Source organism: Streptomyces tendae (assembly GCF_008632955.1).
Taxonomy (GTDB): Bacteria; Actinomycetota; Actinomycetes; order Streptomycetales; family Streptomycetaceae; genus Streptomyces.
The window spans coordinates 709,594-733,236 of sequence record NZ_CP043959.1 but is presented as its reverse complement, the minus strand read 5'-3'; the positions used below and the strand labels follow the sequence as shown (position 1 = coordinate 733,236).

Here is a 23,643-nt window from a genome sequence, read left to right as displayed (position 1 = left end):
GTATCTCCGCGGGGCCCGACGGCGAAGACCTGCGACCGTCCGGAACATTCGAAACGTATGACGAAACATTCGCCTTCGGTCCCTCACGCCTCGCATCCCCGCCCGCCGCGCCGCCCGCCGCGTCGCCCACCGCCCCGCCGGCCGCTCCGCTCAGACGCTCCCGAGCGACTCGAACCGCCACCGGTGGACCGCCCGCGTGACCAGCGTGCTCTCCGGCTCAGGGAGCTCGGGGAGTTCCGCGTCGTACGGGGCCTTCCACCAGGTGATGACGAGGACGCGGTCCTGCGGGGCGCGGAAGGTCTCGCGGCGCACCGGTCGCCGCGGCAGTTCCCGGGCCCGCTCCTCGGCCCAGGCGAGCAGGTCCGCGCCCCGGCCGGGCACCGCGCGGGCCTCCCACATCAGCGCGACCGTCATGAGTACAGGTTCTTTCCCGAGGTCTCGTGGACGTGGTCGTGGGAGGGGGCGGTGCCCGGTACGTGCGGGTCGGTCACCGGGAGCGAGGAGTCCGCGGAGAGGTCCCAGTCGGAGGGCCGGCGGTCGCGCGCGACCATCTCCGCGCCGAGGGCGGCCACCATCGCGCCGTTGTCCGTACACAGCTTGGGGCGCGGCACCCGCAGCCGGATGCCGGCCGCCTCGCAGCGCTCCTGGGCCAGCGCCCGCAGCCGGGAGTTGGCGGCCACGCCACCGCCGATCATCAGGTGGTCGACGCCCTCGTCCTTGCAGGCCCGCACGGCCTTGCGGGTGAGCACGTCCACGACCGCCTCCTGGAAGGAGGCCGACACGTCACGCACCGGCACCTCCTCACCCGCCGCCCGCTTCGCCTCGATCCAGCGGGCCACGGCCGTCTTCAGCCCGGAGAAGGAGAAGTCGTACGCCGGGTCGCGCGGGCCGGTGAGGCCGCGCGGGAACGCGATCGCGGCCGGGTCGCCCTCGCGGGCGTACCGGTCGATGACGGGGCCGCCGGGGAAGCCGAGGTTCAGCACGCGGGCGATCTTGTCGAACGCCTCGCCCGCCGCGTCGTCGATGGTCGCGCCGAGCGGCCGCACGTCGGAGGTGATGTCCTCGGACAGCAGCAGCGAGGAATGGCCGCCGGACACCAGCAGCGCCATCGTCGGCTCGGGCAGCGGCCCGTGCTCCAGCTGGTCGACGCAGATGTGCGAGGCGAGGTGGTTGACCCCGTAGAGCGGCTTGCCGAGGGCGTAGGCGTACGCCTTGGCGGCGGAGACGCCGACCAGCAGCGCGCCGGCCAGGCCCGGTCCCGCGGTGACGGCGATGCCGTCGAGGTCGCGGGCGCTCACCCCCGCCTCCTTCAGCGCGCGGTCGATGGTGGGGACCATCGCCTCCAGGTGGGCGCGGCTCGCCACCTCCGGGACGACGCCGCCGAAGCGGGCGTGCTCGTCGACGCTGGAGGCGACGGCGTCCGCCAGCAGGGTGGTCCCGCGGACGACGCCGACGCCGGTCTCGTCGCAGGAGGTCTCGATCCCCAGTACCAGGGGTTCGTCAGCCATGGATCTCGGTTCCTTGTACGCCGTTCACGGAATGGTCCGGGGTCACGGAGGAGGACGGGTCGGTCAAGCGCATGACCAGCGCGTCCACGTTGCCCGGCTGGTAGTAGCCGCGCCGGACTCCGATGACCTCGAAGCCGAAGCGTTCGTAGAGCTTCTGGGCGCGGACGTTGTCGACGCGGCACTCGAGCATCACCTCGGTGCACTCGAACTCCGTCGCCGCGCGGAGCAGCTCGGTCAGCAGCCGCGAGCCGAGCCCGGTGCCCCAGTGGTCGCGGGTGACCGCGATGGTCTGGACGTCGGCGGCCGGGGCGTCGCCGGCGTCGCCCTCAGCGCCGGAGGTGGTGAGGCCGGCGTAGCCGACGATCCGGTCGCCCTCCTCGGCGACGACGTAGCGCCGGGTCGCCCCGGGGCCGCGGGCGTGGGCCAGTTCGGACCAGAACATCCCGCGCGACCAGGCGTCCTCGGGGAAGAGGTCCCGTTCCAGCTCCAGCACGGAGTCGATGTCCCACCAGCGCATCTCGCGCAGTACGAGCGTCTCGGTTCCCGTCACTTGGGGGTGACCACCTTGTAGTTCTTGGGGACCTGGGCATCGGGCCGCCGCAGGTACAGCGGCCGGGGCGCGGGCAGTTCCTCGCCCGCCGCCAGCCGCTCGGCGGCCAGCCGGGCCAGGGCGGCGGCGCTGACGTGCTCCGGCTCGTGCGCCTTGGGGAAGGTGTCCGGGTACAGCAGCGCTCCGGCACCCACCGCGGGCAGCCCCGCGACCTGGTCGGCGATGTCGGCGGGCCGGTCCACGGCCGGGTCGGTGAGGCGGGTGCGGGAGTCGGCGTACCGCGCCCAGTAGACCTCCTTGCGCCGGGCGTCGGTCGCCACGACGAAGGGGCCCTCCAGGTCGGCCGCGTAGGCCAGGCCGTCCAGCGTGCACACACCGTGCACGGGCACGCCGAGGGCGAGCCCGAAGGTGTCGGCGGTCATCAGGCCGACCCGCAGGCCGGTGTAGGGGCCGGGGCCGGTGCCGGCCACGATCCCGGTGACGGCGTCGAGCCGCAGACCGGCCTCGGTGAGCACCCGGTCGACGGCCGGGAGCAGCAGTTCACCGTGGCGGCGGGCGTCCACCTGGCTCGACGAGGCGATGACGTCGTCGCCGTCGTGCAGTGCGACGGTGACGGCGGGGGTGGCGGTATCCAGAGCGAGCAAGAGCACGCAAACAGCCTACGGCTCCCGCGCCCCGGCCACGGCCGCACCGGCCGGACGGTCACGGACTGCTACGGTCGCGTCACGTCCGTACAGGACAGGACAGAACGGGACACATCGGGACAGGGGTGACGGCGATGGCGGGGACCAGCTCGATGATCGTGGCGGGGCTGACCGCGGCGGCCCTCGCGACGGTCGGTTATCTCGGCCACCGCGCGGCGGACACCGTCCCGCCGGACCTGCGTCACCGGTCGGCCGGCTCCCCGGCCCCCGCGCCCACGGCACCCCGGGGCGACAGCCGCCCGGCCGCGCTGCCCCCGCGCTCGGGGCTGGGCCAGCGCGTCGTCTACTCGCTCAGGCACGACCGGGTGTGGCTGGTGGACAGGGGCGGCAAGGTACGGCGCACCTTCGGGGTCAGCCCCAGCACGGTCGACCCGGCGCCGGGCACCTACCGGGTCACGTCCCGGTCGGGGTCGGTCACCGGCTCGGACGGCGTGCCGGTGGAGCACGTGGTGCGTTTCGCCGCCGTCGACGGCACGGTGATCGGCTTCAGCGCGGCGGTCGACGGCTCGGCGCCCGTGCTGGACCCGCAGGAGCGCACGGGCGGGATCCGGGAGACCCGGGCGGACGGCGCGGCGATGTGGAAGTTCGCGACGATCGGCCGGGCGGTCGTCGTCGTGCCCTGAGCGCTCAGGCGGCCTCGCGGTGCCGGCGCACCGGTTCCCGCCGCCGCGGCTCGGGGGCGGGCGGCGGGGTGGAGACCGCCGCGGCCGCCGCGCAGGCGGCGAGCAGGTCCCGCATGGGCACCCCGGAGACCGGCTGCGGCCGCGGTGCGGATTCACGCGCGCTGTGGGTGGCCGGCATGGACGCCTCCTGGAAGTCGGGGGCGGACGTGGTTAGGTATGCCTAACCACGAGCTGGATACCATGTGACCACGCCGGACACGCCGGACGCAACACCGTGCCGACACCTTGTCGGAATCCGGGCGCGGGCCCGTCCGCTCAGGCGGACAGCACGCTCAGCTCGGCTCCGGCCCAGCGCTCGCCCAGACCGCGCACGGTCACGTGCCGCACCTCGTCCGTGGTGTCGCCGACCGCCCGGTGGATGACGACGTGCAGCCGGTCCTCGGTCAGCTCCTCGACCTTGCCCTCGCCCCACTCCACGACGACCACCGACTCCGGCAGCGAGACGTCGAGGTCCAGGTCCTCCATCTCGTCGAGGCCTCCGGACAGCCGGTAGGCGTCGACGTGCACGAGCGGCGGGCCGTCGCCCAGCGAGGGGTGCACCCGGGCGATGACGAACGTCGGCGAGGTCACGGCGCCCCGCACGCCGAGCCCCTCGCCGAGCCCGCGGGTCAGCGTCGTCTTGCCGGCCCCGAGCTCGCCTGAGAGCAGCACGAGGTCACCCGCGCGCAGCAGCTTGGCGAGGCTGCGCCCGAGGTCGCGCATCTGCTCGGGGGAGGTGACGGTCAGTTCAGCCGGGGTCTGCGGTACTGCTGCTTCCATAGCCACCCACGGTAGCCCCTGAGGGCACCGCGCCCACGCGCACGAGCAGGTCGGCGAGGCGGTCGGTCACCTGCTCCGGATGCTCCAGCATCACCAGGTGCCCGGCGTCGGGCACCATCACCAGCTCCGCGTCCGGGAGCAGGCCGGCGATGGACTCGCTGTGCTCACTGGGGGTGACAAGATCCCCCACCCCGGCGAGCACCAGCACCGGCAGCCCGACGAAGTGAGCCAGGGCCTCCGCCTTGTCGTGACCGTCGAACGCCGGGTAGTACTCGGCCACCACGTCGATCGGCGTCGACTCGATCATCCGCTCGGCGAACCGCGCGACCGCCGGATCGACGTCCCGCGAGGCGAACGAATACCGCTTGACGACCCCGGCGAACAGGTCGGCCGTCGCCCGACGCCCCTTCTCCACCAGTTCGGCCCGCTGGCCCAGCGCCTTCAGCACCCCGGGCAGCACCCGGCGCACCGCGTTGACCCCCGCCACCGGCAGCCCGAAGTTAACCTCCCCCAGCCGCCCCGACGACGTGCCGACCAGGGCGACCCCCGCGCACCGCTCCCGGATCAGCTCGGGGAACTGGTCGGCGAGCGCCATCACCGTCATCCCGCCCATGGAGTGGCCGACGAGCACCAGCGGCCCCTCGGGAGCGGCGGCGTCGATGACGGCCTTCAGATCACGCCCGAGCTGCTCGATGCTGACGGGCTCGCCCCGCTCCACCTGCGCCGCGCCACGCGCCGAACGGCCGTGGCTGCGCTGGTCCCAGTGCACGGTCCGCACCACACCCCGCAGCGCGGCCCGCTGGAAGTGCCACGAATCCTGATTGAGGCAGTACCCGTGGCTGAACACCACCGTCACCGGAGCGGGCGGGCGCCGCCCGAACAACCGCCGCCGCCGCTCGTCCTGCCCGTCGGGCTCGACGTCGTCGACCTCGTAGTACAGCTCGGTGCCGTCGTCGGCGTACGCCTTGCCGGGCGTGCCGCGCAGGGAGCCGTAGGGACCCGCCGAGTCCAGGACCAGCCGGGCCTTGCGGCGCATGCCCCGGCCGACCGTCATCCGTTCTATGGCGACACCGGCGGCGGCACCGGTGGCCAGCACGCCTATCGCGAGGCCCGCGACACCGGTGGCCCGGCGCCACCCCCCGGCGGACGCGGCCGTAACGGCCTGCGTACTGCTCTCGCTCACGTACCGCTCCTCTTCCCCTGAACCCACGCAGGGCGCTTACCCGCTCTGTTCGCCGTTCACATGAACGCGCGGGACGCGGGTCCCGATCCGGGTGACGATCTCGTACGCGATGGTCCCGGACGCCTGCGCCCAGTCCTCCGCGGTGGGCTCACCCCGGTCACCGGGACCGAACAGGATCGCCTCGGCACCCGGCCCGGGCTCGTCCCCGCCCAGATCCACGACGAACTGGTCCATCGCGACCCGCCCGGCGACGGTCCGCCACTTGCCCTCGACCAGCACGGGCCCGGCGGACGAGGCGTGCCGCGGAATGCCGTCCGCGTACCCGAGCGGCACCAGGCCCAACGTGGTCTCCCCCGGGGTCACGTAGTGGTGCCCGTAACTGACCCCGTGGCCGCCCGGCACGTGCTTCACCAGCGACAACGACGCCGACAGGGTCATCGCCGGCCGCAGCCCCAGCTCCTGCGGCGTGCCGATCGCGGGGCTCGGCGAGACGCCGTACAGCGCGATGCCGGGCCGCACCAGATCGAAGTGGCTCTCGGGCAACGTCAAGGTCGCGGGGGAATTCGCGATGTGCCGCACCTCGGGTTCGACACCCCGCGCCTCGGCGTACGCCACCATCTCGCGGAACTGCGACAGCTGGGCGTCGATGGACGGATGCCCCGGCTCGTCGGCACAGGCGAAGTGCGACCAGAGTCCGGTGACCCGCAGCAGCCCCTCGGCCTGGGCACGCACCGCGGCCGTGACCAGCTCGGGCCAGTCGCGGGGCTGGCAGCCGGCCCGCCCGAGCCCGGTGTCCGCCTTGAGCTGCACCCGTGCGGGCCGTCCGGCGAGACGGGCGGCCCGGGTGACCTCCTCCAGCGCCCACATCCCGCTCACCGAGACGTCGACGTCCGCCTCGATCGCCTCACGCCAGGGCCCGCCGGGCGTCCACAGCCAGCACATGATCCGGACGTCCGCCGGCACACCGGCGCCGGGCGCGCGCAGCGCGAGCGCCTCCTGCGGCGTGGCGGTGCCCAGCCAGGTCGCCCCGGCGGCGACGGCCGCGCGGGCGCAGGGGGCGGCGCCGTGCCCGTACCCGTCGGCCTTGACGACGGCCATCAGGGCGGCGTGGGGGGCGCGGTCGCGCAGGGTGCGGACGTTGGCCCGTACGGCGGCCAGGTCGATCACGGCACGGGCCCGCAGTTCCGCGCCGGGCGGGGCAACTGTCTCTTTCATCCCGCACAGTGTCTCAGAGCGCCCGCGCTCCCCCCTTGCAGCGGGGGTACGGCACCTGTCCTCACGCGCCGCCCGCACGGGCGCCCCCAAGCCCTCTCCAGCGGACGTTCGCACATCTCACCCGGCACGGCCGCGGGCGGTCACCTGACCGCAGCCCACACAACCACCCGGCGCGGGCGCGGGCCGGGGGGGAGCCCGCGCACCCCGGCGCTCACGGGGCACCGCCGCGCCCACCCGTGCCGCCCCAGCGGCACGACTGCCCGCGGTTGGCGGGGCACGAAGGACGATGGCGCGCCACGGTGTTGGTGTGGTCGCGTACGGCGGGGATGTGGTGGGTGGGGGCGGTCGCCCGCAGCGGCTGGCGCGTCCGCACCCTGTACTTCGCATCTGGCGCTCTCGCGCCAGACCGAGGACGACCGCCCCCACCCCGCCCCGCACCACCCCAACCCTGGGCGCCACCCCCCCCCCACCGGACAGAACCCTGCGCCGCAGGCGTCGCGCCCTACCCCCGCACCACACTCCGCCAGGCCTGCGCGATCCGCCCCGCCACATCCTCCGCGGTCACCGGCGCCCCTCCGCCGCGAACCGCCCCGCCAACCCGTGCAGATACGCCGCCACACTCCCGCGTCCATCGCCGGCAACCCCGCCGCCAGCAACGACCCCCGAGCCCGACAGCACGTCCCCGCTCCCCGCCGTGGCCAGCCACGGCGTCCCCGTCGGATTCACCCGCACCACACCGGCGCCCTCACCAGCACCCCCACGCCCCGCCGACGCGACCAACGTCGTCGACCCCTTCAACAGCACCGTCGCCCCGTACCGCCCGCCAACTCCGCACCGCGGCCAGCCTCCCCGCCTCCACCTCCTCCCGCTCGACACCAAGCAGCGCCGCCGCTCCCCCGCGTGCGGCGTCATCAGGGTCGGCGCCCGGCGCCCCCGCACCACCCCCACCTCCGCCAGCCGCAACCCGTCCGCGTCGATCAGCACCGGCACGTCCGCCGCCAGCACCTCCCCCACCGTCGCCGCGTCGTCACCGGCACCCGGTCCGACCACCCACGCCTGCACCCGCCCCGCGTGCTTCGGCCCCGGTCCGACACCAGCGTCTCCGGATGACGGGCGATCACGGCCTCCCCCGCCGGCCCGACGTACCGCACCCCCGGCCCCGCCCCGCAACGCCCCCGCCACCGCCAGCACGGCGGCCCCGGTACCGCGCGGACCCCGCCGCGACCCCACGACCCCCCGCCGGTACTTGTCGCTCTCGGCCGCCGGCACCGGCAGCAACCGCGCCACGTCCGCATGCTGCAACGCCTCGACCCGCGCCTCTTGCCGGACCCCCTCACCCACCTCCAGCCCGATGTCGACGAGCCGCACCGCCCCCGCGTACTCCCGGGCCGGATCGATCAGCAGCCCCGGCTTGTACGCACCGAAGGTCACCGTCAGATCCGCCCGCAGCGCCCTCCCCGCACCTCTCCGGTGTCCGCGTCGACCCCGCTCGGCAGATCGACGGCGACGACGACCCCCGCCCCCGCTCGGCGGCCTCCGCGAGCGGCACCGCGTCCGGCCGCAGCCCGCCCTTCCCCCCGATCCCGACGATCCCGTCGACGACAAGGTCGGCCCGCTCAACGGCGTCGGCCCCGCCCCGGCGTCCGCCACACGACCGCCCGCCCGCAGCAGAGCCGCGAGCCCACCCGGGTGAGCCGCCCCGGCGCCAGCAGCACCGCCGCACCCGGCCCCCCGCCGGGCGAGCCGCGCCCCTGCGTACAGGGCGTCACCCCCGTTGTCCCCGCTCCCCACCAGCAGCACCACCCGGCTGCCGTAGACCCGACCGGACACCCGCCCCAGCACGTCCGCACACACCACGGCGAGCCCCGCCGCGGCGCGCTGCATCAGCGCCCCCTCCGGCAGCCGCGCCATCAGTTCCCGCTCCGCCGCCCTGACCGTCTCCACACCGTAAGCAGTCCGCATACAACCGAGTTTCCCCCCGGATCCCCTCCCGTCACGGAACCTCCTGCACCGGTCGACCCGCTGACCACCACGACCGACACTCGGCACGACCGACGCTCGACACGACCGACACTCAGCACGACCGACACTCAGCACGACCGGCGCTCAGCACGAAGCGGGGTGCGGCACCCGAAGGCACCACACCCCGCTACGAAAACCTGCGGCGAGAACCCGCTACGAGACCCCGCGGCGAAAAGCCGACCCGCACCGCACCTCAGTTGGTCGCGAGCATCCCCGCCCGCAGCCGCTTCAGCGTCCGCGACAGCAGCCGCGACACGTGCATCTGCGAGCAGCCCAGCCGCTCACCGATCTCCGCCTGCGTCAGCTCCTCCACGAACCGCCAGTGGACGATCTTCCGCTCGCGCTCGTCCAGCTCGGCGATCATCGGGGCGAGGGCGTGGAAGTCCTCGACCAGCCCCAGCGCCGCGTCCTCGGCGCCGATGAAGTCCGCGAGGACGCTCTCGCCGTCCGGCTCGCTGCCGATGGCGGCGTCCAGCGACGCCGAGTTGTAGCCGTTGGCGGCCAGCCGGGCCTCGTTGACCTCGGCCTCGGTCAGGCTCATCAGCTGCGCCAGCTCGGCGGTGGTGGGCGTACGGCCCAGGCGGCTGCGCAGTTCCTCGGTGGCGCGGGCGAGCTGCACCCGGGCCTCCTGGAGCCGGCGCGGGACGTGCACGGACCACGACGTGTCGCGGAAGAAGCGCTTGATCTCGCCGACGATGTAGGGGATCGCGAAGGAGGTGAACTCAACCTCACGGGACAGCTCGAACCGGTCGATGGCCTTGATCAGTCCGATCATGCCGACCTGGACGATGTCCTCCATCTCCTCCGGACCGCGGCTGCGGAACCGGCCGGCCGCGTAGCGGACCAGGGACATGTTCATCTCGATCAGCGTGTTACGCGCGTACTGGTACTCGTGCGTACCCTCTTCCAGCTCCGTGAGCCGCCGGAAGAACTGCCGGGACAGTTCACGCGCGTCCTGCGGCGCCACCTGGCCGGGATCCGTAACCTCCGGCAGCTCGGTCACGCTCTGCGCCTGGTCCGTCCGCGCCATTGTCGACGTCACAGTGAAACCCTCCCTATGTGTGCCCCCGCTCCATCCGGCTCCCCGCTTGTACCCCCGTCCTGGCGAAGCACGCACCTCATTCTCAGAAAATCTCTCAGCCTTCCGCGATCACGACCGCGGAGGCCACCCCGGCGTCGTGGCTCAGCGACACGTGCCAGGAGCGCACACCGAGCTGTTCCGCCCGGGCGGCGACGGTTCCCCTGACCTTCAGCCGGGGCTGTCCGCTGTCCTCGCACCACACCTCGGCGTCGGTCCAGTACAGCCCGGCGGGCGCGCCGAGCGCCTTGGCCAGCGCCTCCTTGGCCGCGAACCGGGCCGCCAGGGAGGCGACGCCGCGCCGCTCCCCGCCGGGCAGCAGCAGCTCGCTCTCCACGAAGAGCCGCCTGGCCAGCCCGGGCGTGCGTTCCAGCGACGCGGCGAACCGCTCGATCTCGGCGACGTCGATCCCGACTCCGATGATGCTCATGCGGGCACCCTAGTTGCGCGGGCCCCGCGGCCTCCCGCCCCCATCCGCTACTCGACGGTCACGGACTTGGCGAGGTTCCGCGGCTGGTCGACCTCGTTGCCGCGGGCGGTCGCCAGCTCGCAGGCGAACACCTGCAACGGCACCGTCGCCACCAGCGGCTGCAGCAGCGTCGGCGTGACGGGGATGCGGATCAGATGGTCGGCGTACGGGACGACCGCCTCGTCGCCCTCCTCCGCGACCACGATGGTGCGGGCGCCACGGGCGCGGATCTCCTGGATGTTGGAGACGATCTTGTCGTGCAGCACGGACCGCCCACGCGGCGAGGGCACCACGACCACCACCGGCAGGTCGTCCTCGATCAGAGCGATCGGCCCGTGCTTCAGCTCACCCGCCGCGAAGCCCTCGGCGTGCATGTAGGCGAGTTCCTTGAGCTTCAGCGCGCCTTCCAGCGCCACCGGGTAGCCGACGTGCCGGCCCAGGAACAGCACCGTGTTCTTCTCCGCCAGGGAACGGGCGAGCCGGCGCACCGGCTCCATGGTCTCCAGGACCTGGTCGACGGCGTCGGAGATCGAGGCGAGGTCCCGCACCACCGCGCGGATCTCGTCGGCGTACTTGGTCCCGCGCACCTGCCCGAGGTACAGGGCGACCAGATAGCAGGCGACCAACTGCGTCAGAAAGGCCTTGGTCGACGCGACGGCGACCTCGGGGCCGGCATGCGTGTAGAGGACGGCGTCCGACTCCCGGGGGATCGTCGAGCCGTTCGTGTTGCAGATCGCCAGCACCTTGGCGCCCTGCTCCCGGGCGTGCCGCAGCGCCATCAGCGTGTCCATCGTCTCGCCGGACTGGGAGATGGCGACGACCAGGGTCTGCTGGTCCATGATCGGGTCGCGGTAGCGGAACTCGCTCGCCAGCTCCACCTCACACGGCACCCGCGTCCAGTGCTCGATGGCGTACTTGGCGATGAGCCCCGCGTGGAAGGCGGTGCCGCAGGCGACGATGACGACCTTGTCGACCTCGCGCAGCACGTTCGCCGGGATGCGGACCTCGTCCAGGGTCAGCGAACCGGACCCGTCGATGCGGCCGAGCAGGGTGTCGGCGACCGCCTTCGGCTGCTCGGCGATCTCCTTGAGCATGAAGTAGTCGTAGCCGCCCTTCTCGGCGGCGGAGGCGTCCCAGTCGACGTGGTACTCACGGACGTCGGCCGGGGCCCCGGCGAAGTCCGTCACCGTCACCGCGTCCCGGCGCAGTTCGACGACCTGGTCCTGCCCCAGCTCGATCGCCTCGCGGGTGTGCGCGATGAACGCGGCGACGTCGGAGGCGAGGAACGTCTCCCCTTCTCCGACCCCCACCACCAGCGGCGAGTTGCGGCGCGCGCCGACGACCACGTCGGGCTCGTCGGCGTGCACGGCGACGAGGGTGAACGCGCCCTCCAGCCGCCGGCACACCAGCCGCATGGCCTCCGCGAGGTCGGCGCAGGCGGAGTACTCCTCGGCGAGCAGATGCGCGACGACCTCGGTGTCGGTCTCCGAGCTCAGTTCGTGCCCGCGTTCGGTCAACTCCTCGCGCAGGGCGGCGAAGTTCTCGATGATGCCGTTGTGGACGACGGCGACCCGGCCCGCGTTGTCCAGGTGCGGGTGGGCGTTTGCATCCGTCGGCCCGCCGTGGGTGGCCCACCGGGTGTGCCCGATCCCGGTCGTCCCGGCCGGCAGGGGCCGCTCACTCAGCTCCTTCTCCAGGTTGACCAGCTTCCCGGCCCGCTTCGCCGTGGCCAGTCCGCCGTCGGCCTGCACGGCGACGCCCGCCGAGTCGTAGCCCCGGTACTCCAGTCGCTTCAGTCCGGCCGTCACGACGTCGAGCGCCGACTGCGGCCCCACATAACCCACGATTCCGCACATGAGCGGCAGCCTACGGTCCGTCAGTCGCCTGAAACGGCCTCCGCGTGCCCGAAATCGGAAATTCCCACCGGTGCACGAGACACCGGTGGGAGGGTTCCGCGTCAGCCGAGCTTGCCGGCCTGGGCGGCGACGACGTCGGCCGGGACCTCGAAGTCCTTGCCGGTGGCCATGGACGCGAGGTTCACGGCGCTGAAGGTGGCCACGGTCGAGCCCTTGCGCACGACGACGATCTTGGCGGGCGCCTTGACCCCCTCGTCGGCGGCGACCGTCAGCGTGACGGCGGCACCCTCGTCGCCGCCGTCGGGCGCGTCGCCGGTGGCGACCTTCGCGACCTCCAGCGGCTCGCCGACGACGGTGGCCTTGAACCCGCCCGCGCACTTCTCGGCCGCCGTGACGAGGCCCTTCACGGCCCGCTCGGCGCCGTCGCCGTCGTAGGAGGCGAGGTTGATCAGCATCTTCTCGGTGTCCAGCGCGGCCAGCAGCGCGTCCTCGGGCTTGGCGTCCGCCGACGGCTTCACCGGGTCACCGGTCCAGGACCGCTTCACGGACGCGGCCGGCTCACCCTGGGCCACGCCGGCCTGGGCGTGCGCGAGCGGCAGACAGGCGGCGTCCTTCGTCTCCACCTTCTCGACGGCGATGTCGTCCGTCGGGGGAAGCTGGGTGGCGACCTTGCCGCTCTTGACGTCCGCCTGCGCGAGGGCGGCCTTCTCCAGCTCGGCGGCGGTGAGCGCCTTGGCCGGGGCGGCGGAGGAGGCGGTGGGCGCCGCCTTGCCCTTGCCCTCGTCGGCCTTGTCCTGGTCGTCGCCGGAACCGCCGCAGGCGGTGACGAGCACCGCCAGCGCGGCGGCGGAGGCGGCGAGCGCGGTTCGACGGACGGAACTGGTTCTCACGGAGGAACTCTTTCTCGAAGGTGCGGAGGACTCCGCAGCACGTGCGCGCACTCTGGACACAGCTGCCTCACAGTTGATCATCGGACCCCCCACGGAATCCCGGCGTGACACAGCACACCTGTCGCCGCGGTCGAACTCCGTTAACAATGGACTGTGATCTCTCCGGTCTCCTCGATGCCCCGGAGCGCCCACCGGCAGCGGCCGGAGGCGACTCCCTACCTCGACCTCACCCGTTCCGAGTGGAGCGCGTTGCGCGACAAGACGCCGCTGCCGCTGACGGCGGCGGAGGTCGAGCAGCTGCGTGGCCTGGGCGACGTGATCGACCTCGACGAGGTGCGGGACATCTATCTGCCGTTGTCCCGGCTGCTCAACCTCTACGTCCGCGCCACCGACGGCCTGCGGGGGGCGCTCAACACGTTCCTCGGCGAGAAGGGGTCCCAGTCGGGCACGCCCTTCGTCATAGGGGTCGCCGGTTCCGTCGCGGTCGGCAAGTCCACGGTGGCCCGGCTGCTGCAGGCGCTGCTGTCCCGCTGGCCGGAGCACCCACGGGTGGAACTGGTCACCACGGACGGCTTCCTGCTGCCCACGAAGGAACTCCAGGCACGCGGCCTGATGTCGCGGAAAGGGTTCCCCGAGTCCTACGACCGCCGCGCGCTGACGCGGTTCGTCGCCGACATCAAGGCGGGCAAGGCCGAAGTCACCGCCCCCGTCTACTCCCATCTCATCTACGACATCGTCCCGGACCAGAAGCTCACGGTGCGCCGGCCGGACATCCTGATCGTCGAGGGCCTCAACGTCCTGCAGCCGGCCCTGCCGGGCAAGGACGGACGCACCCGGGTGGGGCTCGCCGACTACTTCGACTTCAGCGTGTACGTCGATGCCCGGACCGAGGACATCGAACAGTGGTACCTAAACCGGTTCCGCAAGCTGCGGGACACGGCGTTCCAGGATCCGTCCTCGTACTTCCGGAAGTACACGCAGGTGTCCGAGGAGGAGGCACTGGACTACGCCGGCACGATGTGGCGGACCATCAACAAGCCGAACCTCGTCGAGAACATCGCCCCTACGCGGGGCCGGGCGACGTTGGTGCTGCGCAAGGGTCCGGACCACAAGGTCCAACGCCTGAGCCTGCGCAAGCTGTGAGGCCCCTGGTCGGCGGCTGAACCGAACGGCCCCCGGCCCACCCGTCACCTGCGGCTACCCTGCCGCCATGCTGCATCTGCGTCTGATCACACCCGCCGGGCAGACCGAGGAAGCGGTCCGGTTGATCGAGGGGACGAGGGGGACCACGCATCTGTGTGTGCTGGCGGGAGCCGCCCGCGACCCCGCCGGGGACGTCGTGCTCTGCGACGTGGCCCGGGAGGCCGCCGACGACCTGCTGAGCGGCTTGCAGCGGCTGGGGCTGGACACGACCGGGTCCATCGCCGTGGAGAACGTCGACCTGTCGCTGTCCGAGCGCGCGGACCGGGCCGAGAAGGAGGCGCCCGGGGAGGGCGCGGACGCGGTGCTCTGGGAGCACCTCACCGAGGCCACCCACGAGGAGTCGACCCTCTCGGTCACCTACCTCTCGTTCCTCACGCTGGCGACCATGATCGCGGCGTGCGGTGTGGTGCTGGACAACGCGGTCCTGATCGTGGGGGCGATGGCGGTGGGCCCGGAGTTCGGCCCGCTGGCCGGCATCTCCACGGCGACGGTGCAGCGCCGGCCGCGCCTCGCGATGCGTTCACTGATCGCCCTGCTGGTGGGCTTCGCGGTGGCGATGGTGCTGACGGTGGGGTTCAGCCTGTTCATGGACGCGGTGGGGCTGTTCACCAAGGAGCAGCTGGAGGGGGAACGGCCGCAGACCGGCTTCGTGTACGCCCCCGACTGGTTCTCCTTCGTGGTGGCGGTGCTGGCCGGGGCGGCCGGCACGCTGTCGCTCACGTCCGCGAAGTCCGGAGCCCTGGTGGGAGTCGCCATCTCGGTGACGACGGTGCCGGCCGCGGCGAACGCGGCGGTGGCCCTGAGCTACGGGGACACCGTCCAGACGTGGGGTTCCACCGAGCAACTGCTGCTCAACCTGCTCGGGATCACGCTGGCGGGAACACTGACGCTGCTGACACAGAAGCGGCTGTGGCGGAAGCAGCACGCACGCCTGCGAAGGCGTGCGGCTGCCTGACCGTGCGGACCCGCCCGCGGCGGGCAGGGGACGGGGTGGAGGTCGGCGCCGGCGGCGGCCGGCGCGCCGACACCGCTCACCCGTCAAGACGCACTCTCGCGCCGGGCCGAGGACGACCACCCCCACCGCGGCCCCGCACCACCACCCACCGGGGGCGCTGCATGAACCCCCACCGGGGCGTTACACCTCAGCCCAGTGCGGACTTCACCGCATCGGCGAGCCGCCCGGCCACCGACCGCGCCTGGTCGATGTCGGCCGCCTCGACCATCACCCGCACCAGCGGCTCCGTCCCCGACGGACGCAACAGCACCCGCCCGGTCTCCCCCAGCTCACGCTCCGCCTCGCCCACGGCCGTGGCCAGCTCCGCGGACGTCTTCACCCGCGACTTGTCCACATCGGGAACGTTGATCAGCACCTGCGGCAGCCGCTCCATCACCGACGCCAGCTCCCGCAACGACCGCCCGCTCTCGGCGACCCGCGCCGCAAGCAGCAACCCCGTCAGCGTCCCGTCCCCGGTCGTCGCGTGGTCGAGGATGATGACGTGCCCGGACTGCTCGCCGCCCAGGGCGAACCCGTGCTCCTTCATCTCCTCCAGCACATACCGGTCCCCGACCGCCGTCTGGACGAGCCGGATCCCTTCCCGCTCCATGGCGAGCTTGAACCCGAGGTTCGACATCACGGTCGCCACCACGGTGTCGGACCGCAGCGCGGACCGCTCCCGCATGGCCAGCGCGAGGACCGCGAGGATCTGGTCCCCGTCGACCTCCTCGCCCGTGTGGTCCACGGCCAGGCACCGGTCCGCGTCACCGTCGTGCGCGATTCCCAGCGCGGCACCGTGCTCCACCACGGCGGCCTTCAGCTGCGCGAGATGCGTGGAACCGCAGCCGTCGTTGATGTTCAGCCCGTCCGGCTCGGCCCCGATGGTGACGACCTCGGCCCCGGCCTGCCGGAACGCCTCGGGGGACGCCAGGGACGCCGCCCCGTGCGCCTCGTCCAGCACGATCTTCAGCCCGTCGAGCCGGTTCGGCAGCACACCCACGAGGTGGGCGACATACGTGTCCAGCCCCTCCTCGTGGTCCCGTACACGCCCGACCCCGCTCCCGGTCGGCCGCTCCCAGGGAGCACCGGTGCGGTGCTCCGCGTAGACGGCCTCGATCCGGTCCTCCAGCTCGTCGGCGAGCTTGTGCCCTCCGCGGGCGAAGAACTTGATGCCGTTGTCCGGCATGGCGTTGTGGCTGGCGGAGAGCATCACGCCGAGGTCCGCGCCGAGCGCGCCGGTGAGGTGGGCGACAGCCGGCGTCGGCAGCACGCCGACGCGCAGGACGTCCACGCCCGCGCTGGCCAGTCCCGCGACCACGGCGGCCTCGAGGAACTCCCCGGAGGCGCGCGGGTCACGCCCGACGACGGCGGTGGGCCGGTGCCCTTCGAACGTGCCCGCCTCGGCCAGTACGTGCGCCGCGGCCACGGAGAGGCCGAGCGCCATCTCCGCCGTGAGATCCGCGTTGGCGACACCGCGCACGCCGTCCGTGCCGAAGAGTCGTCCCACTTGTCCTCCTGAGGATGCGTCAGTATCGACAGCCGTCCAGGGCCCCGCCACCAAGGTCCCGCCGAGGCGATGGACCGGCCCGTACGGCCGACGGCTGTGCCACTGACAAAGCTGAGCTTGTGCTGTGCTCGACCGTCGGGTGTTCGACGGTCGCGGACCGTCCGCGGCTCCCGAGCGACAGGAACACGCACCACGGTCTCACCGGGCGTACACCACGGCGTCACCGCCCGACCATCCGATCACATTAGCGTTTGAGCGCCTTGTGCCGTTATACGCCCACGGCAGTGAATAAACGAACGCCCCGGCAGCACGATGGCGTGCCGCCGGGGCGTTCGGAGTACGCGCGAGCGCCCTGTGATTAGCGCTTGCTGTACTGCGGAGCCTTGCGGGCCTTCTTCAGACCGGCCTTCTTCCGCTCGACCGCACGGTCGTCGCGGCGCAGGAAGCCGGCCTTCTTCAGCGCACCGCGGTTGTTGTCGACGTCCGCCTCGTTCAGCGCACGGGCGACACCCAGACGGAGCGCACCGGCCTGACCGGAGACACCGCCACCCGCGATGCGGGCGATGACGTCGTAGCGGCCTTCGAGCTCGAGCACCTTGAAGGGCTCGTTGACTTCCTGCTGGTGCACCTTGTTCGGGAAGTAGTCCTCGAGGGTGCGACCGTTGATCTTCCACTTGCCGGTGCCCGGGACGATCCGGACACGGGCGATGGCGTTCTTGCGACGGCCCAGGCCGGCGGCCGGCTGGGGCTCACCGAAGCGGGACGCCATGGACTCCGAGGTGTACTCGCCCTCGACGGGCGCGTCCGACTCGGTGGTGTAGCTGTCGATGTCAAGCTCTTCGAGCGGCTGCTCGGCAGTGGTCTCGGCCACGATGCTCCTCAGATTCTCTTCAGTCTTAGGGGGTGGCCGGACTTACTGCGCGACCTGGGTGATCTCGAACGGCACCGGCTGCTGGGCAGCGTGCGGGTGCTGGTCGCCCGAGTAGACCTTCAGCTTCGAGAGCATCTGACGGCCCAGGGTGTTCTTGGGGAGCATGCCCTTGACGGCCTTCTCGATGGCCTTCTCGGGGTTCTTGGCAAGCAGCTCGTCGTAGCGGACGGAGCGCAGACCACCCGGGTAGCCCGAGTGGCGGTACGCCATCTTCTGGGTCCGCTTGTTGCCGGAGAGGTGCACCTTGTCGGCGTTGATGATGATGACGAAGTCACCGGTGTCGACGTGAGGGGCGTAGATCGGCTTGTGCTTGCCACGCAGGATGGAGGCGGCAGTGGAGGCCAGACGGCCCAGGACGACGTCCTGAGCGTCGATGACGTGCCACTGGCGCGTCACATCGCCGGGCTTGGGGCTGTACGTACGCACGGTTCGTAGCCTTCGCTTCTTCAGTGAATGGTCCTGACAAGGTCACCGAAGACGATCACGACAGCCCTGACCGCACAGCGGTGACGCAAACCGCGTGCTGGTCGCTGGTCATCGGCCCGGTGGACCGGTGTAAGGGCCCCTCACGTGAGAATGAGTAAGCCACTACACACAACAGAGATGCAGAATACCCGCGCTCGGCCGACCGGGTCAAAACGAGCCCGCCGACCGTGGGCCACCCCCGAGTCTAGGGCCGCACCCCGCCTTCCACGGGCGTACGCCACTCCTTCGGCTCCTCCCCCGGATCCGCCGCCCCGCGCGCACCCCGCACGCCGTGGTACGCCACCGTGCCCGCCAGCACACACAGCGTGACCGCGTCCCGGAAGGCCCGCCTCTTGTCCGACTCCAGCCACGGCCAGGTCACCCCCGGCAGCTGCGGCACCAGCGCGAGCCAGAACCACGGCCGCCGGGCCACCGCCCCCGCGTACGGCAGGCCGGCGAGCAGCAGCGGCAGCACGACCAGCAGGTAGTGGTTGTAGGACGGCCGGGACACCAGGAACGCGGACAGCATCAGGCCGGCGGACGTCTCGGACAGGCGCAGCGCCTCCGGCCCAGGCCCCCGCCACCGCCGGTACGCGCAGACCACGCCCACCGCGGCGGCGGCCACCGCCAGCGCCGTGGCCAGGGCCTGCGGCACGCCGAGCCGGGGCAGCACGGCCGCGGGGCCCGCCTCGTAGAGCCGCAGGAAGGCGTCGTCGGCGGTGAACAGGAAGGGCAAGGTCCGCGTGAGGAAACCCGTGGGATCGGGCAGGAACAGCGCGGCCACCACCGAGGACACCACCGGCACCAACACCACCAGGGCCAGCGCGCCCCACCGCCGCGCGAAGAGGAACAGCAGCGCCATCGGCGCGAGCAGCGGCTTCAGCGCCACCGCCACCCCGATCACCGCGCCCGCCGCGATCCACCGGCCCCGGCTCGCCAGCAGCAGACACAGGGGCAGCGCCAGCACCGCCGTCACCGTCCAGTTGCCCAGCCGTACCAGCTGCGCGAACGGCGCGAACCCGACCACGAGGCCGGCCAGCCCGAGGACGGCGAGCCTGCTGTGCAGCGCGACCCGGTGCAGCAGCAGCGCGCACACCCAGCCCAGGACGAGCGCGACAGTCACCAGCACCGGCATCAGGACGTCCAGCACGGACCGCGGCAGCAGCGCCTGCGGGGCGGCGGCGACGACCGCGCTCGGAAAATAGAGGAAGTGCGCGTCGTCGTACGGCGATCCGCCGTCCAGCCAGGTGCGCGCCGCGTCCACGACGATGCTGTTGTCCATGCCTCCGTCCGAGGTCACCAGCACCGTACGGGTCGTCAGCGCGCCCAGCACCGCCAGCAGTCCGAGCCACCAGACGGCACCCGCAGGCCGCACCAACCACCCGGAGATGTCGCTTTTGTCCGTCGCCATGGACGCAACGCTAGGGCCTCGCGGGCTCGTTGAGGCGGACCAGCACACCCCTTGCCCCGTCTAAGATGCGCCCCATGAGCTTTGGGCAGGGGGGACCTCCGCAGCAGTGGGATCCCTGGAAACCGAATTCCCAGCAGCCGTGGAGCAGCGGCAGCGCCGGCGGGTCACCCGACTGGGCCGCGCTCGCCGACGCGTCCGAGGCGCGCGCGAAGCGGCGCCGGCTGCTGTTCATAGGCGGCGGCGCACTCGCGACCGTCGCGATAGGCACGGCCGTGGCGGTCGCCGTCGTGTCCGCGAACGGCGGCAGCCAGGCCTCCCCGGGCACCTCCTCCCAGCTGCCGGGGACGTCCGACCTGCCGAGCCCCACCGGCACGGTCCCGTCGTTCGCGCCGACGAGCGCGCCGCCCCCGCTGGACCCGAAGGAGTTCGTCGCCAGCGCGCAGAAGGACAAGGCGCCGCTGAGCCCCGACATCCTCTTCCCGGGCACACAGCTGACCATGGGCGACACGGTCTACAAGAAGGGCCCGACGGCGGACACCACCAACTGCGGCTCCGCGGCCAAGGCGACGCTCCCCAAGGTCCTCGCCGACAACAAGTGCGCGCGGATGATCCGGGTCACCTACACCCGGGACGGCGTGGCGGTGACGGTGGGCGTGGCGGTGTTCGCGACCGAGGCGCAGGCCACGAAGGCCAAGCAGCAGGCGGACAGCAAAAGCATCGTCAAGTCGCTGTCGGGCGGCGGCGTGAAGGACTTCTGCGTCGGTGCGGTGTGCCGTTCGACGACCAACGCCTACGGCCGCTACGCCTACTTCACCCTGGCCGGCTTCACCAACGGCAAGGACGTGACGGAGAAGGACAAGGCCGTCTTCAAGACCGGCGACGACCTCCAGGAGTTCACGTACCGTCAGATCCGCCGCAGGGGCGAGGCACAGGCGTCCGCGGCGGCGGTCGGATAGCGCCGCCCGCGCGACGTCAGCAGCAGCCTGCCGGCGGCAGGGTCCGCTTGTTGCGCGCCTCGACGCTGCGCGCCGCGAGCAGCTCGTCGGCCGGGTAGCCGACCTCCTCCAGGGTCAGGCCGTGCGGGCGTACGACATGGACCGCCGAGTCCCGTACGCCCGCCGCCAGGACCTTCGCGGGCCAGTCCGGCGGGCGGTGGCCGTCGCCCACGAACAGCAGCGCGCCGATCAGTGAGCGCACCATGTTGTGACAGAAGGCGTCGGCCCGCACGGTGGCGGTGATGATCCCGTCGTCCCCGCGCACCAGGCTCAGCTGCTGCAGCGTCCGGATGGTCGTCGCGCCCTCGCGTCGCTTGCAGTAGGCGGCGAAGTCGTGCTCGCCCAGCAGGCCGCGCGCGGCGTCGTTCATGGCGTCCACGTCCAGCGGCCAGTCGTGCCACAGCACGTGGTTGCGCAGCAGCGGGTCGACCCCGCCGGGGTTGTCGGTGACGCGGTAGGCGTAGCGCCGCCAGATCGCGGAGAACCGCGCGTCGAACCCGCTGGGCGCCTCCCGCAGCGCCCACACACGCACGTCCCGCGGCAGCCGCCCGGCGAGCCGCTTCAGCAGCTTGGTGTGGTGCTCGGCCCACACCTCGCGCGGCAGGTCCACGTGCGCGACCTGGCCGCGGGCGTGCACACCGGCGTCGGTTCGCCCCGCCACGGTCAGCTCGTACGTCGTCGTGGACCGCGTCACGGTCCGCAGCGCGTCCTCGATCTCCGCCTGCACGGTCCGCCGTCCGCCGGCCTGCTTGGCCCACCCGGAGAACTCGGTCCCGTCGTAGGAAAGATCCAGCCGAACCCGCACCACACCACTCACCCGGACATCTCCATTCCACAACGAAGCGGGCCCGCTCCTCGAAAGAAGCGGGCCCACGACAACGCCCCTCAGGGGCGCGGGAACTGCGCGCTCAGCCACGACGGCGCCGCAGCCGGGCGACCACCCGGTCCCCGCCAGGAACGCTTACGCGTCCTTCGACTCCTCGGCCGCGGCCTCGTCGTCGCCCTTGGTCGTGTCGACCTTGGCCTCGGTGGCCTCGGTGGTCTCGGCGTCCTTGGCGGACCGCTTGGTCGCCGCCTCGGCCTCGCCGACCGCGGTCTGCTGCACCGTCAGCGCCTCGACCAGCTCGATGACGGCCATGGGCGCGTTGTCGCCACGGCGGTTACCGATCTTGGTGATGCGGGTGTAGCCACCGGGACGGTTCTCGTACCGCGGGCCGATCTCGGTGAAGAGCGTGTGGACGATGCTCTTGTCCGTGATCACCTGCAGCACCTGACGGCGGTTGTGAAGGTCGCCCTTCTTCGCCTTGGTGACCAGACGCTCGGCGTAGGGGCGCAGCTTGCGCGCCTTCGCCTCGGTGGTGGTGATGCGGCCGTGCTCGAAAAGCGCCTTCGCGAGGTTCGCGAGCATGAGCTTCTCGTGCGCGGCGCTGCCGCCCAGACGGGCACCCTTGGTGGGCCTCGGCATGATGACTCTCCTGTGTGTCTGCCCCGGCCGTATCAGGTACCGGGGTCAGTATCCGAGCAGGCGGACGCCTGTCGGAGATCCAGGCCCCCGAAGGGGCCTGGAGGGGGCGCGGGGAACTGCGCGATCACGCACAGCGCACCCGCACCCGAGTACGGACCGTAAGGCCCGAGCTCTTAGTACTGCTCGGTCTCCACGAATCCGGCGTCCGCGTCGTCGTCCGCCCCGAAGGCGTCCGCCGCGGCGGTCGGGTCGAACCCGGGAGGCGAGTCCTTGAGCGCCAGGCCCATGCCGGCCAGCTTGGCCTTGACCTCGTCGATGGACTTCGCGCCGAAGTTGCGGATGTCGAGCAGGTCCGCCTCGGACCGCGCGACGAGCTCACCCACGGAGTGGATGCCCTCACGCTTGAGGCAGTTGTACGACCGGACCGTGAGCTCCAGCTCCTCGATCGGCAGCGCCAGGTCGGCGGCGAGGGCGGCGTCCGTCGGGGACGGACCCATGTCGATGCCCTCGGCGTCGATGTTCAGCTCGCGGGCGAGACCGAACAGCTCGACCAGCGTCTTACCGGCGGAGGCCATGGCGTCACGGGGACGCATCGCCTGCTTGGTCTCGACGTCGACGATCAGCTTGTCGAAGTCGGTCCGCTGCTCGACTCGGGTCGCCTCGACCTTGTAGGTGACCTTGAGGACCGGCGAGTAGATCGAGTCGACCGGGATCCGGCCGATCTCCTGGCCGACCTGCTTGTTCTGCACGGCGGAGACGTAGCCGCGACCGCGCTCGACGGTCAGCTCCATCTCCAGCTTGCCCTTGCCGTTGAGCGTGGCGAGGACGAGGTCCGGGTTGTGCACCTCGACACCGGCCGGGGGCGCGATGTCCGCGGCGGTGACCAGACCCGGGCCCTGCTTGCGCAGGTACATCACGACCGGCTCGTCGTGCTCCGAGGAGACGACCAGCTGCTTGATGTTGAGGATCAGGTCGGTGACGTCCTCCTTGACGCCCGGCACGGTGGTGAACTCGTGCAGGACGCCGTCGATGCGGATGCTGGTGACAGCGGCACCGGGGATCGACGACAGGAGGGTACGGCGGAGGGAGTTGCCGAGGGTGTAGCCGAAGCCCGGCTCCAGCGGCTCGATCACGAACCGGGAGCGGAATTCGTCGACGACCTCTTCGGTCAACGAGGGACGCTGAGCGATCAGCATGTGTGGATCAGATCCTTCTTTCGTGGACGCCCGCTATTTGACGCCCGACGGAAACCGCACCCGGTGACAAGTGCGGGTACTGCAAGGGTACGGGCGATACGGCCCTTGCGAGCCGTACCGCCCGGAACCTCAGGAAACCGGTGCCTCAGACGCGGCGGCGCTTCGGCGGGCGGCAGCCGTTGTGCGGGGTCGGGGTGACGTCCTGGATGGAGCCGACCTCGAGGCCCGTGGCCTGCAGGGAGCGGATGGCGGTCTCACGACCGGAACCCGGACCCTTGACGAACACGTCGACCTTGCGCATGCCGTGCTCCTGGGCGCGGCGGGCGGCCGACTCGGCGGCCATCTGCGCGGCGAACGGCGTGGACTTCCGGGAGCCCTTGAAGCCGACGTGGCCGGCGGAGGCCCACGAGATCACGTTGCCGGACGGGTCCGTGATCGAGACGATCGTGTTGTTGAACGTGCTCTTGATGTGCGCGTGGCCGTGAGCGACGTTCTTCTTTTCCTTGCGGCGCACCTTCTTGGCAGCGCCCTGACGACCCTTGGGGGGCATCTATAACTC

At 72.0% G+C, this 23,643-nt stretch carries 25 protein-coding genes and 1 pseudogene; 4 read left to right on the top strand and 22 right to left on the bottom strand.

Annotation, left to right across the window (positions count from 1 at the left end):
• Window positions 1-150: 150 nt before the first annotated feature.
• Genes F3L20_RS03595 through tsaB form a run of 4 tightly spaced genes read right to left on the bottom strand, consistent with a single transcriptional unit; the run spans window position 151 to window position 2,708 of the window.
• Window positions 151-414 (bottom strand): hypothetical protein, encoded by a 264-nt coding sequence (locus tag F3L20_RS03595; protein ID WP_145829967.1) that lies wholly within the window; start codon window positions 412-414, stop codon window positions 151-153.
• Window positions 411-1,508 carry a tRNA (adenosine(37)-N6)-threonylcarbamoyltransferase complex transferase subunit TsaD gene (gene tsaD / locus F3L20_RS03590; RefSeq protein ID WP_150152119.1) on the bottom strand — a complete coding sequence of 366 codons (1,098 nt, stop codon included), beginning with the start codon at window positions 1,506-1,508 and terminating at the stop codon, window positions 411-413. The genes F3L20_RS03595 and tsaD overlap by 4 nt, the downstream gene beginning before the upstream one ends.
• On the bottom strand, window positions 1,501-2,058 hold the full coding sequence (rimI, locus tag F3L20_RS03585) for a ribosomal protein S18-alanine N-acetyltransferase (RefSeq protein WP_206338856.1): 558 nt from the start codon (window positions 2,056-2,058) through the stop codon (window positions 1,501-1,503). Before rimI ends, tsaD begins: the two co-directional genes overlap by 8 nt.
• Window positions 2,055-2,708 carry a tRNA (adenosine(37)-N6)-threonylcarbamoyltransferase complex dimerization subunit type 1 TsaB gene (gene tsaB, locus F3L20_RS03580; protein ID WP_150152116.1) on the bottom strand — a complete coding sequence of 218 codons (654 nt, stop codon included), beginning with the start codon at window positions 2,706-2,708 and terminating at the stop codon, window positions 2,055-2,057. The genes rimI and tsaB overlap by 4 nt, the downstream gene beginning before the upstream one ends.
• Before the next feature lie 128 nt (window positions 2,709-2,836).
• Here tsaB and F3L20_RS03575 point away from each other — a divergent pair, with 128 nt between their 5' ends.
• The gene (locus tag F3L20_RS03575; protein ID WP_150152114.1) at window positions 2,837-3,385 is read left to right on the top strand and encodes a hypothetical protein; all 549 of its coding nucleotides are present in this window, start codon (window positions 2,837-2,839) and stop codon (window positions 3,383-3,385) included.
• 4 nt (window positions 3,386-3,389) lie between these two features.
• Here the strand turns inward: F3L20_RS03575 and F3L20_RS33900 are convergent, their stop codons facing one another.
• The 10 genes and pseudogenes from F3L20_RS33900 to F3L20_RS03535 all read right to left on the bottom strand — a co-directional run bounded on the left by F3L20_RS33900 (window position 3,390) and on the right by F3L20_RS03535 (window position 12,917).
• The gene (locus F3L20_RS33900) at window positions 3,390-3,563 is read right to left on the bottom strand and encodes a hypothetical protein (protein ID WP_167534456.1); all 174 of its coding nucleotides are present in this window, start codon (window positions 3,561-3,563) and stop codon (window positions 3,390-3,392) included.
• 137 nt (window positions 3,564-3,700) lie between these two features.
• Window positions 3,701-4,204, bottom strand: coding sequence for a tRNA (adenosine(37)-N6)-threonylcarbamoyltransferase complex ATPase subunit type 1 TsaE (gene tsaE, locus F3L20_RS03570; protein ID WP_150152112.1), 504 nt, complete (start codon window positions 4,202-4,204; stop codon window positions 3,701-3,703).
• Window positions 4,173-5,387 (bottom strand): alpha/beta fold hydrolase, encoded by a 1,215-nt coding sequence (locus F3L20_RS03565; protein ID WP_167534455.1) that lies wholly within the window; start codon window positions 5,385-5,387, stop codon window positions 4,173-4,175. The genes tsaE and F3L20_RS03565 overlap by 32 nt, the downstream gene beginning before the upstream one ends.
• A gap of 36 nt (window positions 5,388-5,423) precedes the next feature.
• Entirely contained in the window at window positions 5,424-6,602 is a 1,179-nt protein-coding gene (gene alr / locus F3L20_RS03560; protein ID WP_150152106.1) for an alanine racemase, read from the bottom strand.
• A gap of 561 nt (window positions 6,603-7,163) precedes the next feature.
• Window positions 7,164-8,033 (bottom strand): NAD(P)H-hydrate dehydratase, encoded by an 870-nt coding sequence (locus F3L20_RS34405; protein WP_240810917.1) that lies wholly within the window; start codon window positions 8,031-8,033, stop codon window positions 7,164-7,166.
• A gap of 354 nt (window positions 8,034-8,387) precedes the next feature.
• A pseudogene (locus F3L20_RS34400) lies at window positions 8,388-8,486 on the bottom strand (hypothetical protein); the annotation flags it as partial.
• Window positions 8,487-8,817: 331 nt separating this feature from the next.
• Window positions 8,818-9,654: an RNA polymerase sigma factor SigF gene (locus F3L20_RS03550; RefSeq protein WP_167534654.1), complete on the bottom strand. Its 837-nt coding sequence runs from the start codon at window positions 9,652-9,654 to the stop codon at window positions 8,818-8,820.
• 106 nt (window positions 9,655-9,760) lie between these two features.
• A complete protein-coding gene (locus F3L20_RS03545) occupies window positions 9,761-10,132 on the bottom strand; it encodes a holo-ACP synthase (RefSeq protein ID WP_145829813.1) in 372 nt (123 codons plus the stop codon).
• A 47-nt stretch (window positions 10,133-10,179) separates the two neighbouring features.
• Entirely contained in the window at window positions 10,180-12,027 is a 1,848-nt protein-coding gene (gene glmS / locus F3L20_RS03540; RefSeq protein ID WP_145829812.1) for a glutamine--fructose-6-phosphate transaminase (isomerizing), read from the bottom strand.
• A 101-nt stretch (window positions 12,028-12,128) separates the two neighbouring features.
• On the bottom strand, window positions 12,129-12,917 hold the full coding sequence (locus F3L20_RS03535) for a hypothetical protein (protein WP_150152103.1): 789 nt from the start codon (window positions 12,915-12,917) through the stop codon (window positions 12,129-12,131).
• Window positions 12,918-13,091: 174 nt separating this feature from the next.
• Here F3L20_RS03535 and coaA point away from each other — a divergent pair, with 174 nt between their 5' ends.
• Entirely contained in the window at window positions 13,092-14,060 is a 969-nt protein-coding gene (gene coaA, locus F3L20_RS03530) for a type I pantothenate kinase (protein ID WP_167534454.1), read from the top strand.
• 67 nt (window positions 14,061-14,127) lie between these two features.
• A complete protein-coding gene (locus F3L20_RS03525; RefSeq protein WP_150152097.1) occupies window positions 14,128-15,075 on the top strand; it encodes a DUF389 domain-containing protein in 948 nt (315 codons plus the stop codon).
• A 187-nt stretch (window positions 15,076-15,262) separates the two neighbouring features.
• Here F3L20_RS03525 and glmM read toward each other — a convergent pair whose 3' ends face one another.
• From glmM to F3L20_RS03505, 4 genes are all read right to left on the bottom strand, one after another.
• Window positions 15,263-16,621, bottom strand: coding sequence for a phosphoglucosamine mutase (gene glmM / locus F3L20_RS03520; protein WP_150152094.1), 1,359 nt, complete (start codon window positions 16,619-16,621; stop codon window positions 15,263-15,265).
• Between the two features lie 358 nt (window positions 16,622-16,979).
• A complete protein-coding gene (gene rpsI, locus F3L20_RS03515) occupies window positions 16,980-17,492 on the bottom strand; it encodes a 30S ribosomal protein S9 (RefSeq protein WP_024883215.1) in 513 nt (170 codons plus the stop codon).
• Window positions 17,493-17,534: 42 nt separating this feature from the next.
• Complete coding sequence (rplM, locus tag F3L20_RS03510) at window positions 17,535-17,978, bottom strand: 50S ribosomal protein L13 (protein WP_019526965.1); 444 nt, start codon at window positions 17,976-17,978, stop codon at window positions 17,535-17,537.
• A gap of 244 nt (window positions 17,979-18,222) precedes the next feature.
• Window positions 18,223-19,428 (bottom strand): glycosyltransferase family 87 protein, encoded by a 1,206-nt coding sequence (locus F3L20_RS03505; protein WP_240810828.1) that lies wholly within the window; start codon window positions 19,426-19,428, stop codon window positions 18,223-18,225.
• A 74-nt stretch (window positions 19,429-19,502) separates the two neighbouring features.
• Here F3L20_RS03505 and F3L20_RS03500 point away from each other — a divergent pair, with 74 nt between their 5' ends.
• Window positions 19,503-20,384 (top strand): hypothetical protein, encoded by an 882-nt coding sequence (locus F3L20_RS03500; RefSeq protein WP_150152091.1) that lies wholly within the window; start codon window positions 19,503-19,505, stop codon window positions 20,382-20,384.
• 16 nt (window positions 20,385-20,400) lie between these two features.
• On the opposite strand, the gene truA is transcribed toward F3L20_RS03500, so the two are convergent.
• The 4 genes from truA to rpsK form a co-directional block, all read right to left on the bottom strand.
• A complete protein-coding gene (truA, locus tag F3L20_RS03495; protein WP_382683079.1) occupies window positions 20,401-21,240 on the bottom strand; it encodes a tRNA pseudouridine(38-40) synthase TruA in 840 nt (279 codons plus the stop codon).
• 144 nt (window positions 21,241-21,384) lie between these two features.
• On the bottom strand, window positions 21,385-21,888 hold the full coding sequence (rplQ, locus tag F3L20_RS03490; RefSeq protein WP_150152085.1) for a 50S ribosomal protein L17: 504 nt from the start codon (window positions 21,886-21,888) through the stop codon (window positions 21,385-21,387).
• A gap of 173 nt (window positions 21,889-22,061) precedes the next feature.
• Window positions 22,062-23,084, bottom strand: coding sequence for a DNA-directed RNA polymerase subunit alpha (locus F3L20_RS03485; RefSeq protein WP_003966937.1), 1,023 nt, complete (start codon window positions 23,082-23,084; stop codon window positions 22,062-22,064).
• 145 nt (window positions 23,085-23,229) lie between these two features.
• Entirely contained in the window at window positions 23,230-23,634 is a 405-nt protein-coding gene (rpsK, locus tag F3L20_RS03480) for a 30S ribosomal protein S11 (protein WP_003956432.1), read from the bottom strand.
• Window positions 23,635-23,643: the final 9 nt, after the last annotated feature.

Coding starts and splice junctions, on each gene's coding strand:
- F3L20_RS03595 (WP_145829967.1), bottom strand. CDS start 414: ATGACGGTCGCGCTGATGTGGGAGGCCCGCGCGGTGCCCGGCCGGGGC.
- F3L20_RS03500 (WP_150152091.1), top strand. CDS start 19,503: ATGAGCTTTGGGCAGGGGGGACCTCCGCAGCAGTGGGATCCCTGGAAA.
- rplQ (WP_150152085.1), bottom strand. CDS start 21,888: ATGCCGAGGCCCACCAAGGGTGCCCGTCTGGGCGGCAGCGCCGCGCAC.
- F3L20_RS03550 (WP_167534654.1), bottom strand. CDS start 9,654: ATGGCGCGGACGGACCAGGCGCAGAGCGTGACCGAGCTGCCGGAGGTT.
- glmS (WP_145829812.1), bottom strand. CDS start 12,027: ATGTGCGGAATCGTGGGTTATGTGGGGCCGCAGTCGGCGCTCGACGTC.
- F3L20_RS03525 (WP_150152097.1), top strand. CDS start 14,128: ATGCTGCATCTGCGTCTGATCACACCCGCCGGGCAGACCGAGGAAGCG.
- alr (WP_150152106.1), bottom strand. CDS start 6,602: ATGAAAGAGACAGTTGCCCCGCCCGGCGCGGAACTGCGGGCCCGTGCC.
- F3L20_RS33900 (WP_167534456.1), bottom strand. CDS start 3,563: ATGCCGGCCACCCACAGCGCGCGTGAATCCGCACCGCGGCCGCAGCCG.
- F3L20_RS03505 (WP_240810828.1), bottom strand. CDS start 19,428: ATGGCGACGGACAAAAGCGACATCTCCGGGTGGTTGGTGCGGCCTGCG.
- coaA (WP_167534454.1), top strand. CDS start 13,092: ATGCCCCGGAGCGCCCACCGGCAGCGGCCGGAGGCGACTCCCTACCTC.
- F3L20_RS03575 (WP_150152114.1), top strand. CDS start 2,837: ATGGCGGGGACCAGCTCGATGATCGTGGCGGGGCTGACCGCGGCGGCC.
- rpsK (WP_003956432.1), bottom strand. CDS start 23,634: ATGCCCCCCAAGGGTCGTCAGGGCGCTGCCAAGAAGGTGCGCCGCAAG.
- tsaD (WP_150152119.1), bottom strand. CDS start 1,508: ATGGCTGACGAACCCCTGGTACTGGGGATCGAGACCTCCTGCGACGAG.
- F3L20_RS03545 (WP_145829813.1), bottom strand. CDS start 10,132: ATGAGCATCATCGGAGTCGGGATCGACGTCGCCGAGATCGAGCGGTTC.
- tsaE (WP_150152112.1), bottom strand. CDS start 4,204: ATGGAAGCAGCAGTACCGCAGACCCCGGCTGAACTGACCGTCACCTCC.
- F3L20_RS03485 (WP_003966937.1), bottom strand. CDS start 23,084: ATGCTGATCGCTCAGCGTCCCTCGTTGACCGAAGAGGTCGTCGACGAA.